General features: G+C 35.8%; 17 protein-coding genes. 7 read left to right on the top strand and 10 right to left on the bottom strand.

Features of this window, described 5'->3' with window-relative positions; genetic code table 11:
- Positions 1-62: 62 nt before the first annotated feature.
- The 3 genes from FNZ60_RS10610 to FNZ60_RS10460 all read right to left on the bottom strand — a co-directional run bounded on the left by FNZ60_RS10610 (position 63) and on the right by FNZ60_RS10460 (position 907).
- A complete protein-coding gene (locus FNZ60_RS10610; RefSeq protein WP_425456836.1) occupies positions 63-242 on the bottom strand; it encodes a hypothetical protein in 180 nt (59 codons plus the stop codon).
- 138 nt (positions 243-380) lie between these two features.
- A complete protein-coding gene (locus FNZ60_RS10605) occupies positions 381-566 on the bottom strand; it encodes a YbfB/YjiJ family MFS transporter (protein ID WP_425456835.1) in 186 nt (61 codons plus the stop codon).
- Between the two features lie 86 nt (positions 567-652).
- Positions 653-907 carry a YbfB/YjiJ family MFS transporter gene (locus FNZ60_RS10460; RefSeq protein ID WP_281280248.1) on the bottom strand — a complete coding sequence of 85 codons (255 nt, stop codon included), beginning with the start codon at positions 905-907 and terminating at the stop codon, positions 653-655.
- A gap of 1,062 nt (positions 908-1,969) precedes the next feature.
- Between FNZ60_RS10460 and FNZ60_RS05915 the strand changes: the two genes are divergently transcribed.
- The 5 genes from FNZ60_RS05915 to parE all read left to right on the top strand — a co-directional run bounded on the left by FNZ60_RS05915 (position 1,970) and on the right by parE (position 7,327).
- Positions 1,970-2,578, top strand: coding sequence for a fumarylacetoacetate hydrolase family protein (locus FNZ60_RS05915; RefSeq protein ID WP_142416734.1), 609 nt, complete (start codon positions 1,970-1,972; stop codon positions 2,576-2,578).
- 233 nt (positions 2,579-2,811) lie between these two features.
- Positions 2,812-3,456 carry a LemA family protein gene (locus FNZ60_RS05910; RefSeq protein ID WP_142416733.1) on the top strand — a complete coding sequence of 215 codons (645 nt, stop codon included), beginning with the start codon at positions 2,812-2,814 and terminating at the stop codon, positions 3,454-3,456.
- Positions 3,456-4,307 (top strand): TPM domain-containing protein, encoded by an 852-nt coding sequence (locus FNZ60_RS05905; protein ID WP_142416732.1) that lies wholly within the window; start codon positions 3,456-3,458, stop codon positions 4,305-4,307. Before FNZ60_RS05910 ends, FNZ60_RS05905 begins: the two co-directional genes overlap by 1 nt.
- Before the next feature lie 124 nt (positions 4,308-4,431).
- Entirely contained in the window at positions 4,432-5,169 is a 738-nt protein-coding gene (gene lipB / locus FNZ60_RS05900) for a lipoyl(octanoyl) transferase LipB (protein WP_142416731.1), read from the top strand.
- Positions 5,170-5,251: 82 nt separating this feature from the next.
- Positions 5,252-7,327, top strand: coding sequence for a DNA topoisomerase IV subunit B (gene parE / locus FNZ60_RS05895; protein WP_142416730.1), 2,076 nt, complete (start codon positions 5,252-5,254; stop codon positions 7,325-7,327).
- Between the two features lie 17 nt (positions 7,328-7,344).
- On the opposite strand, the gene recJ is transcribed toward parE, so the two are convergent.
- Positions 7,345-9,129, bottom strand: coding sequence for a single-stranded-DNA-specific exonuclease RecJ (recJ, locus tag FNZ60_RS05890; protein ID WP_142416729.1), 1,785 nt, complete (start codon positions 9,127-9,129; stop codon positions 7,345-7,347).
- 295 nt (positions 9,130-9,424) lie between these two features.
- Here recJ and rplM point away from each other — a divergent pair, with 295 nt between their 5' ends.
- Together rplM and rpsI are read left to right on the top strand one after the other, a co-directional pair.
- Positions 9,425-9,889 (top strand): 50S ribosomal protein L13, encoded by a 465-nt coding sequence (rplM, locus tag FNZ60_RS05885; RefSeq protein WP_100131073.1) that lies wholly within the window; start codon positions 9,425-9,427, stop codon positions 9,887-9,889.
- Between the two features lie 2 nt (positions 9,890-9,891).
- Positions 9,892-10,377, top strand: a complete 486-nt coding sequence (gene rpsI, locus FNZ60_RS05880; protein ID WP_142416728.1) for a 30S ribosomal protein S9 — start codon at positions 9,892-9,894, stop codon at positions 10,375-10,377.
- 327 nt (positions 10,378-10,704) lie between these two features.
- Here the strand turns inward: rpsI and FNZ60_RS05875 are convergent, their stop codons facing one another.
- The 6 genes from FNZ60_RS05875 to FNZ60_RS10450 all read right to left on the bottom strand — a co-directional run bounded on the left by FNZ60_RS05875 (position 10,705) and on the right by FNZ60_RS10450 (position 15,597).
- Positions 10,705-11,070: a response regulator gene (locus FNZ60_RS05875; RefSeq protein ID WP_142416727.1), complete on the bottom strand. Its 366-nt coding sequence runs from the start codon at positions 11,068-11,070 to the stop codon at positions 10,705-10,707.
- 1,938 nt (positions 11,071-13,008) lie between these two features.
- Complete coding sequence (locus FNZ60_RS05870) at positions 13,009-13,797, bottom strand: ABC-2 family transporter protein (RefSeq protein ID WP_142416726.1); 789 nt, start codon at positions 13,795-13,797, stop codon at positions 13,009-13,011.
- On the bottom strand, positions 13,781-14,515 hold the full coding sequence (locus FNZ60_RS05865) for an ABC-2 family transporter protein (RefSeq protein ID WP_246054724.1): 735 nt from the start codon (positions 14,513-14,515) through the stop codon (positions 13,781-13,783). The genes FNZ60_RS05870 and FNZ60_RS05865 overlap by 17 nt, the downstream gene beginning before the upstream one ends.
- 64 nt (positions 14,516-14,579) lie before the next feature.
- Positions 14,580-14,813 carry a hypothetical protein gene (locus tag FNZ60_RS10150; RefSeq protein WP_246054723.1) on the bottom strand — a complete coding sequence of 78 codons (234 nt, stop codon included), beginning with the start codon at positions 14,811-14,813 and terminating at the stop codon, positions 14,580-14,582.
- Between the two features lie 47 nt (positions 14,814-14,860).
- The gene (locus FNZ60_RS10455) at positions 14,861-15,232 is read right to left on the bottom strand and encodes an ATP-binding cassette domain-containing protein (RefSeq protein WP_281280247.1); all 372 of its coding nucleotides are present in this window, start codon (positions 15,230-15,232) and stop codon (positions 14,861-14,863) included.
- Positions 15,160-15,597: an ATP-binding cassette domain-containing protein gene (locus FNZ60_RS10450; RefSeq protein WP_281280246.1), complete on the bottom strand. Its 438-nt coding sequence runs from the start codon at positions 15,595-15,597 to the stop codon at positions 15,160-15,162. The genes FNZ60_RS10455 and FNZ60_RS10450 overlap by 73 nt, the downstream gene beginning before the upstream one ends.
- Between the last annotated feature and the right edge of the window lie 289 nt (positions 15,598-15,886).

The following is a 15,886-nucleotide window of genomic DNA, read 5'->3' as shown; positions in this document are numbered from 1 at the left end:
GATTTATAAAATGCCCCCTTTTACAAAAAAATACTGACCAATTCCAGCAGCTGCAAAGAGCGTTACAGCACCGCATATAACGAAAATGCAATGGTATGTGAACCAAATTGTAGAAAATTTGCCAAGAGAGGTCCTAACATTTGGCCAAAACTGTAAGTTAAAATCGCCAGACCAAGAAAATTCATACCAAACGATGCATGTAAACGCTTAGCTAATGGCATAACCAAAGATGTTTTCTCCATAAAGGGTAAATCCCCCTATGCAACCAAGAGCGATCAGGATAAGAGATTGACTGAAGAGTATTAGCAATAAGCACTCTCCCTAAACAAGAACGTTAAACATGAGATAACGTAATACGTCCTCACCGATCTGTACCATAATCAAATGGAAAAACTAAGAATAATAGCCATTCCAATCAGTAACCATAAATGTTTAGCGAATAGATGGAAATGAAATGTTTTTGCCATTAAAGGAAAATATGTTGCGACAATGATATAACTGATCCCAGCACCCCCATAAAGCAGTGCCAGTTCCCAACAAACATCAACAATATTTTCATTTGGCAATAACGTGTAAAAAATTGCTCTCATCAACATAACATGGAAACAAAATAAACAACAAAAACAAAAATATAAAAGATATGCAACTAACCTTAAGCCAAAATACTTTGCGCATTCAGCGACTTTCCCAAAGCAATATTAACATACTCATTGCCCAGTAAAACACCTACGCCCACACCTGTATAAAGCCAAGCCATACCCGCTACATTGTAATTATGTTGCATAATCTCGTGTAATAGCCCCCCAAACATCATTGCTGCCCCCGCAATACCAACAGCAAAGCAAATTAAAATAACCAAATCAAAATTTGTTATGAATGCCATAGCGTCAATAAGCGCACTCGTCATTATAGCTACACCCAATAATATGCAAAGAACAAAGGATATCTTTTAAACTCTGCCAAACGGAAAAAACATACTCCCAACTTAAATAGCTACCATCGTTAGCGCTGACTATATAAAAAAGTTGATGAAATTAAACAATCCTTCATCCAACATAACTGACAATACCGGTTGTATAGAAAAAACACCATCCCCCCCATTCCTAAGGTCATAATAACCAAAAAAACACAGGAGTTTTAAAATAATTAAAACCTTAATGATTATCCTTTCTCCCCATTACTCTCATCCTCTTAACTAGCCTCCCTTCTATATGCATTCTCTTTCATTGTAACAGTGCTTATCTTAGAGGAGAAAAGAAGATCACCTGAGCCAACAGAGCAATTAGCAACTCATTGTCAACATCAATGGATGCGTTAAGTCTCTTTCCTGTGTTGTATACCCTACATATATAGCCAAACTTCTTACATTTTTTTTATTTTAACAATATAATTGGCACATTATTTAATAATATATGATAATATTAAAAATAAGACAAAGACTTCCTTTGAATATATTCAAACCTATAGAAAATAAATTAAGCAAGCAGCTCAAACGCATCAAACGGATAAACACTCAATATACTCCACCGAATATACTTAAGTATCATAGACTAAAATGCGATCACTTTTCTTTGGCTCTTCACCTCTTTTTATTTAAAAGTTACGATTGGATTATATAAATACTCTTTAGAATAACATTCACTTCGAGATCTCCTACAAAGAATAAAATTCTTTCTCATCTCACTTAATAAAAAAGCGCATGTAAAACTATCCTTGTGTGTACCGGCTTAAAAGGAAGATACTGTATGCTATATCTCGTTATATGATAAAATGACCTTTGTATAATAAAGTAAATCTAACTAATATAGGCTTTATTTTAGTCTCAAAAGTGAAACGTAAAAACGCATGTTAAAAGCTATAGCTCAAATGAATGAATGGTATAAAAACTTACCTCTGAATATTCAGGAAAGATGTTGTTTACACAATGATATCTTTCTTGTACAAAAAATAAAAAATTGGGGGGGCTCCTATGATTAATAATATTTACTGTGTTGGACGTAATTATGTTGAACATGCTTATGAATTGGGAAATGCTGTTGAAGATGAACCCGTTATCTTTAGCAAGCCCAACAGTTCACTCGTCTTAGAAAATCAAATTAATCTCCCTAATTTTTCTAAAGAAATTCATTTCGAAACTGAAATTGTGCTTAGAATCTCAAAGGATACTTTTATGGTTAATGAGATAGAAGCTAAAAAATGTTACGATGCCGTAGCAATAGGTCTTGATCTAACCGCTAGAGATTTACAAACAAAGTTAAAAGAAAAAAAGCTTCCTTGGCTTTTGTCTAAAGGATTTAAAGGAGCCGCATACGTCTCTGACTTCATAAACAAACAAAAAATAAATAATCCAATAACCTTTGAAATGAAACTGAATGGTGAAACGAGGCAAGTTGGCAATACGAAAAATATGATTTTTAGCTTTGAGAAAATAATTTCTTTTTTGAGCAGCTACATTCAGTTAAAGAGTGAAGATATCATATATACAGGCACGCCACAAGGAGTGGGTAAACTGTCTCCATTTGATGAAATAGAATTATATCTCGAAAATACTTTAATTTCAGAAATAAAGGTGTATTAGATCATCAAATACTAATCTTTGTCATACCTTATTATTGCATTATGTTATTTAGGATAAACATATAATTTATAAGAATAGCATTATTATTTCTATAACAACTCAAGACGCTAAAAAGCTAAAAATTCATATAATATAATTTTTTTATCAACTCATTTATATTAAAAATTTTAAAATACTTTTTACTGAGAAAATACATCCTATATAATATATAAAATGGCTGTGGAGATATTTTTATGTTTAATTTACAAATTGCTTCAACTGTATTTTCTTACCCTTCAATTAAAATGTTAAGACAATTTTCAATCACTTTTTTCTTGGCACTTTTTATACCATTTTTAAGTGGCTGCGGATTTAATACAATACCAACAAATGAAGAAAAAGCACAAGCTGCATGGGGTGAAGTGCTCAATCAATATCAACGCCGTGCAGATCTCATTCCTAATCTCGTAGAAACAGTTAAAGCTTACGCAGCTCATGAACAAGCTGTTTTTACAAATGTCATTGAAGCACGCGCCAAAGCAACGCAAGTCAATATTAATGCTGATATGTTGAATAATCCAGAAGTAATAAAGCAATATCTTAACAATCAAGCCAATTTATCAAGCGCACTTTCACGGCTTATGGCTGTTGTTGAAAACTATCCGGATCTTAAAGCAAATCAAAACTTTCTTGCTCTTCAATCACAACTAGAAGGAACTGAAAACCGTATCTCTGTTGCGCGCCGTGACTATATCGAAACAGTCCGTGCCTATAATACAGCACTCAAAACAATGCCAACAATGATTTGGGCTAAATTATGGTTTCGTGATGCTAAACCTATGCCAACTTTTACCATCGATGCGGATAGCCAACAAACACCAAAGGTTAATTTTAATTAATGAAGCTATTTCAACATTCCATAAAACGTCATATTTTTGTACGTTTATGGATTTCTTTGAGCATTCTCTATCTGATCATCTCATTTTGGGATGTCACTTGCGCGCACACGAAGTTTCCTCCCTTAATCGGCTATATCAACGATATGGCTCATTTACTCGATCATACAACAAAGAGAAATTTAACGGAAAAGCTCGCTACACTCGAGAAAAAAACAGGAGATCAAATTGTTCTTGTAACGCTCCCTACTCTTTCAGGCAATGATATAGAGACATACAGCAACTCCCTTTTTCGCACATGGAAGTTAGGTCAAAAACAGATCAATAACGGCGTATTAATCGTCATTGCACCCAATGAACGTGAAGCACGTATTGAAGTAGGCTATGGTCTGGAGGGAGAACTAACAGATGCCATTTCCTCTGTCATCATTCATAGCTTCATGATTCCTAATTTTCGTGAAGGGAATTATCAAAAAGGAATTGTCGAAGCCATTCATGCAATTATCAAAGTGATCACACAAAGTGATGCTGATTTTTCTTTTCGAATCAATCAAAAAGCTAAAGCTGTTGAAGAACAACGTAAACAAGCTGAAAAAGAAGAAATGATTATAAATACAATCATGTTTCTCATTCTCTTTATCATCTTTGGTTTACCCCTCCTTGCTATGATTTTTGGTAAAAAAGTAGGTCCACAAAAGTATCTTTGGATGGGATTTATCTTCACACCTTGGTTTTTAAATTTAAATGCAAGTGGCAGAGGCTATGGCGGAATCTTTGGTGGACATTCAGGAGGGGGAGGATTTAGAGGTGGTGGTGGATCATCAGGTGGTGGTGGTGCAACAGGAAAGTGGTAAAATAAATATAATAAATTTTTTAAATAAAATTCATTGTACTTCTCATAAATTGTCTCTTAATCTTAGGTTCTTATTATTTTTTTAAATTATAATACAAACTTAAATATTAAGATAAATATTGCCAATGACATTTGAATTGAAACATAGCGATCGTAATCACTTATCACATCATTTTAATGCAATTCTAGGAAATCCACCCGTTGAATGGAAAATAAGTGATCAGTTGGTCGAGTATCCTGAAGCGCTGCATTATATGCAAGAACGTGTAGAAAAAATTCTTGCAAAAACTGCTCATGAACAAGTTTGGCTTCTTGAGCACCCTTCCCTTTATACAGCGGGTACGAGTGCAGATAAAAAAGATCTTTTATCACCTCATTTATTCCCTGTATATGAAGCAGGACGTGGAGGTGAGTTTACATATCATGGTCCAGGACAGCGTATTGCTTATATTATGCTTGATCTTAAACGCCGCAAACAAGATATTCGTGCTTTCATTAGTGCAATAGAAGAATGGATCATACAGATGCTTGCAAACTTTAATATTAAAGGTGAACGCAGAGAAGATCGCGTTGGTGTCTGGGTTAGACAGTCTCATTGCTCATCAAAACAAAGTGATCTTTCTTCTGAAGATAAAATTGCGGCTATTGGTATTCGCGTGCGCAAATGGGTAAGTTTTCATGGCGTTTCTATCAATGTTAATCCTAATTTAGCCCATTATTCAGGAATTGTTCCTTGTGGAATTACAAACCACGGTGTAACCAGCCTGCTTGAGTTAGGGTGTTCTGTAACAATGCATGATATTGATATTGCTCTCAAACAGGCTTTTGAACAAATTTTTGGTCCAACAATTGATGTTTCCTAAGTTCATTGATTTTTAAATAAAAAACAGGCATAAAACTTATTTTAATGAAGATTATATTTTATGAGGTAGATAGTTAAACGCTATGAGCGATAACAACAAGGATCTTTTTAGTATTTTAAATAAAGCCCAATCTCGGGTAAATACAAAAGAAAGTACTCTGCAATCTCCAACAAAATCAAAAGCGATGATTTTAAAAAAAAGTGCGAAAGAGACGCAAGAAGATGACTATGATGACTATAATGCCCTCTCTATTCGTGTACTTGAGGGTTTAGAGCCTGTACGTTTACGCCCTGGAATGTATATTGGTGGAACAGACAGTAAAGCACTTCATCATTTATTTGCCGAAATTATTGATAATGCGATGGATGAAGCTGTTGCGGGTTATGCAGACTCCATTGAGGTTTCATTAGAGAGGAACGGTTATATAACCGTTACAGATAATGGACGTGGTATTCCTGTTGAAAATCATCCCCAAATGCCAGATAAATCGACTCTTGAAGTTATTATGACACAACTCCACTCAGGTGGAAAATTTGATGGAAAAGCTTATCAAACTGCGGGCGGACTTCATGGTGTAGGAATTTCCGTCGTCAATGCTCTTTCAGATGATATGGAAGTCGAAGTAGCACGGGAACGAAAACTTTATCGACAACGCTTCTCACGGGGTATCCCTCAATCTGAATTGGAAGATTTAGGAGATATTTATAATCGCCGTGGTACGCGCGTTCGTTTTCATCCTGACCATGAAATTTTTGGTGAAAAAGTAGCTTTTGATCCAGAAAAAATTTATAAGATGGCGCGCTCCAAAGCCTATCTTTTTGGCGGTGTAAAAATTCGCTGGACTTGTGATCCCGTCATACTTGAAGGCGTAAAAAACATTCCTGAAAAAGCGGTTTTTCATTTTCCCAATGGGCTTAAAGACTATTTACTTGCATCACTAAAAGATGAATATCGCGTAACGTCAGAAATTTTTTCTGGCAAAACACAACAAAATAATGGTCATGGCTGTGTTGAATGGGCTATCGCTTGGCATGGTGGTGATCCTTGTGTCCAATCTTACTGCAATACTATTCCCACTGGAGAAGGGGGAACGCACGAAACTGGACTGCGTCAAGCTCTTTTACGCGGATTGAAGTCCTACGCTGAGTTAATAGGAAACAAGCGTGCAGCAATCATTACATCTGATGATATTATGATTTCAACAGCCGCAATACTTTCTGTCTTTATCAGTAACCCTGAGTTTGTTGGACAAACAAAAGATCGATTAGCAACCATTGAAGCCCAACGTATTGTTGAAAGTGCAATCCGCGATCCTTTTGATCATTGGTTGGCAAACTCCCCCCAAGAAGCAACAAAACTTCTCGATTGGGTTATTGAACGTGCTGAAGAACGTGTTAGACGACGTCAAGATAGAGAAATAAGTCGAAAAACGGCTGTCCGTAAATTACGTCTGCCCGGTAAACTTGCAGATTGTAGCCAAAACCATGCTGCGGGTGCTGAATTATTCATTGTTGAAGGAGATTCTGCGGGAGGGTCAGCCAAACAAGCAAGAAATAGAGCAAACCAAGCAATTTTACCTCTTCGTGGCAAAATCCTCAATGTCGCCAGTGCTGCCCATGAAAAAATGAACTCAAGCCAAACAATTAGCGATCTTATCCTTGCTCTTGGCTGTGGAACACGCTCTAAATATCGTGAAAAAGATCTCAGATATGAACGTATTATCATCATGACAGATGCTGATGTTGACGGTGCTCATATTGCGTCACTGCTCATTACCTTCTTCTTTCAAGAAATGCCTGACCTTATTCATCAAGGGCATTTATATCTTGCCGTTCCTCCCCTTTACAGAATATCACAAGGAGGAAAAGTTGCTTACGCACGCGATGACATCCATAAGGATGAATTGCTCAAAACTGAATTTACAGGAAAAGCTAAAATTGAAATCGGGCGTTTCAAAGGACTGGGTGAAATGCGTGCAGAACAACTTAAAGAAACAACAATGCATCCTCAAAAGCGTACATTGCTGCGTGTTTCTATTGATAGCGTGGAAATGCAAGAAACAAAAAAAACTGTAGAAAGTCTCATGGGAACAAAAGCAGAAGCACGATTTCGTTTCATACAAGAAAATTCCACTTTTGCTTCTAATTTAGACATTTAATATCAAAAATGTCTCTTTTAAATCACTGCAGCAGCATCAATCACGCGCAGCTGCGGATTGATCGTTCCATTCCAATAATTCAAACTAAGATGACCTGCTAAATGAATCATTTCACCAATATTTCTCGATAAAAAATCACCAAGCACTGTCCCTACAGCACGAAAAGCTATTCCTTGCAGTTTTTTGCCTTCCACATTAGATACAATGAGACGAAGATGTCCTTTACCAACTTCAGATAGGTTCATTAATCGATGAGAGGGAAGAACAAAAACAGGGGTTGCATTCCCTGTCCCAAAAGGACCCGCCTTTTCAAGCAACTCAAATAGTTCTTGACTGACACCAGAAGCAGAAAGAGAACCATCGATACTAAGAGACTTGTTTGTCCGCAACTGTGAGACCATCCCAGCGACTTTTTCTTCTAGCCATTTTTGAAAAACTTCAATTTTTGTTGATTGAATTGTAATTCCTGCTGCCATACCATGTCCCCCTCCTTTTTCTAATAAATTGAGTGTAACAGCTTCACGAACGAGTGCACCTAAATCTATGCCATGAATTGAGCGTCCCGATCCCACACCACTTCCATCTTCTTTCAAAGCAATAGCAAAAACAGGACAAAAAAAACGCTCTTTAAGGCGAGATGCAAGAATACCAATAATCCCTGGATGCCATTCTTGATGAGAAATGACAAGTGACAATGGTGTTTCTTGATCTTTATAAAGAGAAGCAATATAAGATTCCGCCTGTAGTAATTGAATATTCTCCATTTCTTGGCGCTCTTGATTAAGCTGATCTAATTGTTCTGCTATTCTGTCCGCTTCATCTTTATTCTCACAACTCAGCAAACGCGCTCCCAGAGCTTGGTCGCCAATGCGCCCTCCTGCATTAATTCTAGGACCTAACAAAAAACCTAAATGAAAACTATTAAGTGGCTCCCCTATTCGTGCAATCTTTGTTAAAGCTGCTATTCCTAGATTATGCATAGAACGAGCAACTTGAAGTCCTTTAATCACAAAAGCACGGTTAACACCTTGTAATGGAACGACATCACATATGGTTGCCAATGCAACAAGATCAAGCATACTGAGAAGATCCGGCAGCAGCCCTTTGAATTGTTTTTTCCGCAGCAAATGATGAACCCACGCTAACGTAATAAAGACAACGCCTGCGGCACATAAATGCCCTTGTCCAGAAAAATCATCAGGGCGATTAGGATTGACAAGAGCAACGGCTTCTTGATGAACCTCTGACATTTGATGATGATCTAAAATCACAACATCAGCACCTGCAAGCCTCGCTGCTCTTACGGCATCTGGACTGTTTGCACCACAATCAACAGTAATAATTAAACGAGCGCCTTCTTGAACGAGCATTCTCATGGCTTGTTCATTCGGCCCATAGCCTTCAACAATACGATCAGGAATATAAATTTTTACTTCAACTCCAAAATAACGAAAAAATCGCGCTATGAGTGCTGATGAACAAGCACCATCAACATCATAATCACCAAAAACTGCAACCTGTTCTTGATTGAGAAGAGCCTTAACAATGCGCTCTGCTGCGCATTGCATATCGACAAAACTTTCTGGATCAGGCATAAGTGTGCGCAGTGTTGGATTAATAAAAGCAACCGCTTCAGCTTCATCGACATCTCTTGCTGAAAGGACTCGTGCTAACTGATCTGGGAAACCAAACTTTTGAGCAATAGCGCGCGCATTATTGATCCCTTGACGATCAAGGGCATCTCGCCAAGCCTGACCACAAGCAGAAGATTCAACATTGAGAAAATAACGAGATGACTGCATTATTATTTATATTATAATGGAGATCGATAAAATACAATCATGCGTTAAAGATAAAATAACCCTTTGCAACATTCATTCTCAATAAAATGGACATAGGCACCTTTCCATATAAGGTATCATAATACCCCGTTTATAAAGTACTGTTTTATAAAGTTTTTATTTTCTCTTGACGTTAAACAAAAGACATTATATCAGAGTAGACAAGACGCGTTAAATATTTTCGCTGTGATAACAATTTTCAACGCAAAAATCAAAATGCCCTCGTAGTACAAGGGCTTTAATAAAGGATACTTCTATGGCAACTTTTTCACAAAAGCCAACTGAAGTGGTAAAAAAATGGGTTATTATTGACGCAGAAAACCTTGTTTTGGGTCGTCTTGCCACATTCGTTGCGAATCGCTTACGTGGTAAACATAAAGCCACATTCACGCCACATGTTGATGATGGTGACAACGTTATTGTCATCAATGCCGATAAAATAGCTCTTACCGGCAAAAAATATACAGATAAAAAATATTATTGGCATACCGGCTATATTGGTGGAATCAAAGAACGTACAGCGCGTCAGCTCCTTGAAGGACGTTTTCCCGAACGCGTTGTTGAAAAAGCTGTAGAACGCATGATTCCGCGCGGTCCCCTAGGTCGCCGTCAACTGAAGAATCTCCGTGTTTATGCTGGAAACCAACATCCACATGAAGCACAGCAGCCAGAGTCTCTTGACGTTGGTGCTTTAAACCGCAAAAACAAAAGGATTGCTTGATTATGGCCGAAATTAATTCTCTTGCTGAGCTTAGTGTCGTAACAAACACTGTGGAAGCTCATGAAAATATTGCTCCTGTTCATGTACAAAAGCTTGACTCACAAGGGCGTGCCTATGCAACAGGAAAACGTAAAGATGCTGTTGCTCGCGTATGGATTAAACCAGGTTCTGGAAAAATTACCATTAACAACAAAGAATTTGACAAATATTTTGCGCGCCCTGTTTTAAGAATGATTCTTCGTCAACCAATTGTTGCAACAAATAGGGATACCCAATTTGATATTATTGCAACCGTTGCAGGTGGTGGTCTTTCTGGACAAGCTGGTGCAGTACGCCATGGTATTTCAAAAGCTTTAAATTATTACGAACCAGAACTTCGCCCAATTTTGAAAAAAGGGGGGTTCCTTACCCGCGATAGTCGTGTTGTTGAACGTAAAAAGTACGGTAAAGCAAAAGCGCGTCGTTCTTTCCAATTTTCAAAACGTTAATTACAGTTTTTGTACAATATTTTATACAATATATAGGGCCCCGTTTTCATCGGGGCTTTTTTTCACCCTGCTAAAACAAGACGTTTAGATAAATATAGGAACAAACTATACCGATTAGAAGAAAACAAAAATGCAAAACAACCGCTTCTCTTAAGACAAAAACTAAGAAATATAGATCCAAAAAATAAAAACTTCATTTCAATTTTGAAAGTCTATTTTGGTAACTTAAATATACCAACGCGCTAAAATAGAAAAATGTTTTGCACGATAACTTTAGTGATCTTATTAGACTTTTCAATGTTTTTTATATCATTTCTTGACAAAACTTTAGTCCACAAAATGTTTTACCATTGTAATAAAATGAGGAACGGAAATGGGCTTTGACATATATTCTTCACATCCACTAGCACGAATTCGTTCTTCATCTCCCTTCATAGCAAAGGCTGTTACAGCAACAACAGGGATTGATCTCAGTTCCTTATCTTCTTTTAATTGTTTAATAACATCTATTCCAGAGACTTCCGGCAACTGAATATCCACAAGGATAAGAGATGGCATCGATGAACGTGCCAAATCTAATGCCATAAGACCATTACGTGTTTCAACGGTTTCATAGCCACTCGCTTCTACAAGATCACGAAATAACTTCATATTAAGCTCATTATCTTCCACGATCATGACTTTTTTTGGCATTCGTATAACTCCACCCTTCTCAGATAAAATCGAGAAATTGAACTGAATCCATATCCTCTTTGCTTAAGATAAAATGATTAAAAAAATTGTAAACCACAAAGAGACTAAAAGCTTCCAATAAAAGCCTTTTTTGCAAATATTTGTAAGACGTATCACTATGCTTTTCAGTTCATCAAAATAAAATTCACAATAACCATCAGATTGTATGACCCTATATTTTTTTAATGGATACGCACAGCTTAAGGATATCTCAATAACGGATATATCAATAAAAGCATATGCATTTCATCATAAAAAAATATATAAACTACAAACGAGCTCAAATGCGTATTTTGAAAAGAAAAAAATTTTACTACCTTTAAAAAGCAGCTGATTATTTAATAATTTAATGCACTCTATACTACCATCCAGAAAATAATATATTAATGATATAAAAGGATAAATTTATTAATATCATTAAAAGTAAAAAATACATAAACTATGATGTCTAATCACGGTTTATTTAATATAAAACATTCAATAATAAAACAATTTAAAATTCATCAAGAACTAAGAACCCATACGCTATAACTAAAAGCATCTAATGTTCTTCCACCTGTCGCTCTTTTAGGACTCGACGGCTTTCTAGTAAAGAAATATACAAGATATGCGATTAGACCCAAAATCGCTGCCTCCATTTCTATAAAACCCGCTACTTTTTGAGCATCTTATCAACGTTTTTTCCTGAAAATTGACTAATAATTGCCTTTAAAAGGCTAATGACTCCAATAATTGCATTAACAGCTTTAATAACTTTATTTTCTTTTATCTTACGTACTAAGGAAGTTTCTATTACTGAGCCGTATAAATCCAAAACTAGGACCAACACTTACAACGACTACACCACTGAGTAGCCCTCTCTTCCACCTCACAGAAAACCATTAATGCTCATGTCATAACCATATAATCACCCACATCACAACTTGTCAGAGTGAAATCAATTCGATAAATATGAACGACTACTTAAATCATGTGATGAGCTTGAAAGCCCCCTTTTATTCGACTTTATTTAACACATTATAGTGATACAGTTAAAATGCTTGGTATACGTTTTAGATAATTATCAAATATAACTTTAAAATAATATCAAGAAAAACACTATATATGATATAAGTAATAATACTGTTAAAATATGATATACTAAGCTCTCTTTTTCTTAATAAACTCAAATGAATCATTCACAAGAGAAGTGACTATTCTTCTCTTGGTTTACAAAAAAACACTAGAAATATATTTATTATATTGTTGAACTCAATTACATTGCTATTGTTTCACACCGGACTAATTTGGTTCATCCTTTCGTTTTTCACGTGATTATTGACTAAAGCTTTCCCTTTCAGCCTGCTAAAAGTCTCTATATAACCTTGTCTTGCTAATTGCTATCATGGTGTTTAGTAAATCTTTTAATACTCTATCGGATTATTTGAGCGCTTTATTCAGTTAATTTTCGGATTTTTTAAGAAAAAATTCACCCACGTAACAATATATTCAATGCACCAACAAAATTTTCACTATTTTACTATAACGACACTCGATACATGTAAAAAACACCCATTTTTGCTAATTTTCTAGCATTATAACCGTAAAAAAGCAAATCAGACACCCATCTTATGAAGTGGTATTATACCCTATCTCACCATTGGTTTTCGCCATCAAACTGTTATCTAAATTCAAAGATAAATTGCTCTAAATCAAGTCGTTTAAATTTCTAATTCCTGTTTCACATCCCTTACTAGCGGCTGTGAGAACATGCCAATATTATTCGCCAATATATCTCATAAAAAACATCCATAAACACATTTTTCTGTCTCATACAACCAGCATCAATAACAATATTTTACGGCACAATAGAATTATTCATTCAATTTTTTTATTTTTATAATCATGCCAACTCTCATCTCATCCCCCTAATCCGTTAAATTTACGAATTGTTTTTTTATAGGCCATAAAAGTCATGGCAATGGAAAGAAAAGCGCTCAATAAAAGATAGCCGATATGCCATTCGTTTTTACCAAGCAACAGGGACACAGGCAAGGAAGAAGAAAAAACTAGAGGTAGCAAAAACAACAGCCATTTCACAAAATTTAAGGGATAAATTGCTATGGGGATAAAGGAAAGTTGGTAAAGCATTGCATGAAAATAGGCAACGAGCATCTTACGGCTAGTGATGAATGTTATAAAGTTGAACATCATGAAAAAACATAAATTGACGATAAAAACACAAACGACTGCAACAATAAAGAAAAGCCATTTCAGCTTTATCTCTGACATATCTGGTAGCGAGACAAATGCATATGCACTCATATAAACAATAAAGAGCTTGATCAGATAAAGAGGTTTGCACCAGCCAAACAGGATTAACAGCCAAACTGAAACCGGCTTTGTCAGATATCCATCAATTTTACCCTCTGCAACTTTTTCAAAAAATGTTTCAATAGAACTGGTAAAAATATTCAAAAATATCCCAAGTAAAATGAAGACAACAAAAATAAGATGAATTTCATCTCTACTATAGTTTCCAATGTTTCCTGAAAAGCGAGAGATTTTATCAATAAAGATAAATTGCATAAAATAATAGCATAGAGAAAGAATAAATTCTCCCGTGAAATTTTTACCGTAAACAATTTGTCGGCGCATATTCATGCTGATAAAGTAAAGGATTGTTTTCACTTCATCCCCCCGCTCCATGATAGGCTTTCATCCCTTTTTTCCAAACAATCTGAATGAAGAATAAAAGACACAAAATATAAAAAACACTACCCAAAATAAATTGCTGAAATACCTTCACATCACGCATTGAAAGAAATTCGGCAGGAGCCGATATGGTGAAACGATAAGGATTAAACTGCATCAATGGAATGAGCCATGTTGGCCAAAAAGATGGGGGTAGAAGAGTACCACCTAAAAGTGCTGAACTGAGAATACTAAAAGAGAGCAAAATATTGTATTCAATTACCCAGAAACTCAATAAAGCAATGGCAAAGGAGAGGAAAAAACACAGCAATTGCGAGAAAACAAGAATGAGGAAAAGCAACAGAAAAGCGATAACAAATCCTAAAATATTCTCAAAGGATAAACTAAGCTTTACAGTAAAAACAGCCAGTAAGGGCAAGACATAGAGCACACTTTCACCCAAAAAAGTAAACAGCATTTGCATCATGTAACTAAATGGTTTGGTGAGATAAACTTCTAATTTCCCTTCTTTAACATGCTGAGAGAAGGATTGAATGATGCCATAACCATTATTTAAGCGTGAGAAAATTAAGGCAAAGGCATAATAATACATCATATCATGAAAGCCAAAACCGTTTATGCTGTTGTTCGTATCAGAAAAAAGGGCATTCCACAACAGAAGTTGAATGACAAAAGGTGATAGCGTCCCCATAACAACATCGGTAAAAAACATTGCCCTGTCACTGAGAATTGTGAGCAACCCATTTTTACGAAAGAGAAAGAGAGCAAAGCAATGGTTAGAGAAATTCTTTAAATTTAACACGGAGAATCTCTTCAAGTGAGGGAGTAGATACAGAGAAAGGACAGTTAATTTCTGTTGCGATTTTTCTTATGAAACGTGGCACATCTTCACGCGACAGTGAAATTTCTAATGTACACTTTTCATCATTAAAGTATTTTTCTTTTAAAGAAGTAGACGATTTTATTGCGAGTTCATCAATGTCTTTTATAAGCGTTGAAGCTGTTGGCAAATGTTCACAAAAAAGCGTTATTCTCACACTTGAGGGGATCATCTCTTTCAATGTATCAATATCGCCATGAAACTTCTTTTTTCCTTTATGCAAAAGAAGAATATCATCGACAAACCATCAATGTCTCCCATATCATGACTGGTGATGATATATCCCATACCTTGCTCTTTTTTGAGTTTTTTAAGCAGCTCCCTGATTTCATGTTTAGACGTAATATCAAGACCAATCGTTGGCTCATCAAGAAACAATAATTGAGGTCTAAAAGACAAATTAAATGCTAATTCGCTTTTTACTCTCTCACCAAGGCTTAACATACGCACAGGCTTATCCATGATATGCTCAATGTTCAAGAGCTCGGCAATTTCTTTAAGATCGCGGTTAAAAGAGCGCGCTTCAAGATCATATAAAGGACGAGCCATATCCAGACTGTAGCGTAAAGATAAATCCCACCATAAGCAATTTTTATGACCAAAGACAACACTGAGAGACTTAAACAAATTTTTTTGGCTTTATAAGGATGAAAACCTAGGACTGTAACATCACCCTCATCAGCAGCTTGTATGCCAGAAAGTATTTTAATCAATGTTGATTTACCCGCTCCGTTGGAACCAACGATTGCAAGTGCTTTCCCTGAAAAGAGAGTAAAACTGATCTCTTTCAGTACCTGATAATTTGAATAAGTAGGCCTAAAAAGAGAAACAACTTTGTTGGTAAAACCAGTGGCACTGTTTATGCTGCGGTATGTTTTTGAGACGTTATTAACGTCAATCAACAATGATCCCATCAATCACTCCTCATTTCAACTTATCCCCTCTTGGAATATTTTTATAATCTTTAAAGATTTGTTTTTTCACTGGAAAATGAACGTATTTAAGCTATCCTTAAAGCACTAAAAGCACCTGACGTTTTTTCTCCAATTTTTAGTATGGCATATTTTTTCAATATGATGAATTCACTTCAATGAAGCGTTAAGATACGAAAAACTTGTTTCCTCTTTTGTAAAAGATAATCTTTCAGATAAACTCAGTAAGCAAAAGAATAATTGATCATTGAAAAGAGCACTTTGCTAATAA

It is taken from the genome of Bartonella massiliensis (genome assembly GCF_902150025.1).
GTDB lineage: Bacteria > Pseudomonadota > Alphaproteobacteria > Rhizobiales > Rhizobiaceae > Bartonella > Bartonella massiliensis.
This window is presented reverse-complemented; position numbering and strand designations above follow the sequence as displayed.

What these genes read in the sequence shown, in the direction of transcription:
- lipB (WP_142416731.1), top strand. Translation starts at nt 4,432, where the DNA reads ATGACATTTGAATTGAAACATAGCGATCGTAATCACTTATCACATCAT.
- FNZ60_RS10455 (WP_281280247.1), bottom strand. Translation starts at nt 15,232, where the DNA reads ATGGCTCGTCCTTTATATGATCTTGAAGCGCGCTCTTTTAACCGCGAT.
- rplM (WP_100131073.1), top strand. Translation starts at nt 9,425, where the DNA reads ATGGCAACTTTTTCACAAAAGCCAACTGAAGTGGTAAAAAAATGGGTT.
- recJ (WP_142416729.1), bottom strand. Translation starts at nt 9,129, where the DNA reads ATGCAGTCATCTCGTTATTTTCTCAATGTTGAATCTTCTGCTTGTGGT.
- FNZ60_RS05915 (WP_142416734.1), top strand. Translation starts at nt 1,970, where the DNA reads ATGATTAATAATATTTACTGTGTTGGACGTAATTATGTTGAACATGCT.
- FNZ60_RS05865 (WP_246054724.1), bottom strand. Translation starts at nt 14,515, where the DNA reads ATGTTTTTTACCGATGTTGTTATGGGGACGCTATCACCTTTTGTCATT.
- FNZ60_RS05875 (WP_142416727.1), bottom strand. Translation starts at nt 11,070, where the DNA reads ATGCCAAAAAAAGTCATGATCGTGGAAGATAATGAGCTTAATATGAAG.
- FNZ60_RS05870 (WP_142416726.1), bottom strand. Translation starts at nt 13,797, where the DNA reads ATGGAGCGGGGGGATGAAGTGAAAACAATCCTTTACTTTATCAGCATG.
- FNZ60_RS10460 (WP_281280248.1), bottom strand. Translation starts at nt 907, where the DNA reads ATGACGAGTGCGCTTATTGACGCTATGGCATTCATAACAAATTTTGAT.
- FNZ60_RS05910 (WP_142416733.1), top strand. Translation starts at nt 2,812, where the DNA reads ATGTTTAATTTACAAATTGCTTCAACTGTATTTTCTTACCCTTCAATT.
- FNZ60_RS10610 (WP_425456836.1), bottom strand. Translation starts at nt 242, where the DNA reads ATGGAGAAAACATCTTTGGTTATGCCATTAGCTAAGCGTTTACATGCA.
- FNZ60_RS05905 (WP_142416732.1), top strand. Translation starts at nt 3,456, where the DNA reads ATGAAGCTATTTCAACATTCCATAAAACGTCATATTTTTGTACGTTTA.
- rpsI (WP_142416728.1), top strand. Translation starts at nt 9,892, where the DNA reads ATGGCCGAAATTAATTCTCTTGCTGAGCTTAGTGTCGTAACAAACACT.
- parE (WP_142416730.1), top strand. Translation starts at nt 5,252, where the DNA reads ATGAGCGATAACAACAAGGATCTTTTTAGTATTTTAAATAAAGCCCAA.
- FNZ60_RS10450 (WP_281280246.1), bottom strand. Translation starts at nt 15,597, where the DNA reads ATGGGATCATTGTTGATTGACGTTAATAACGTCTCAAAAACATACCGC.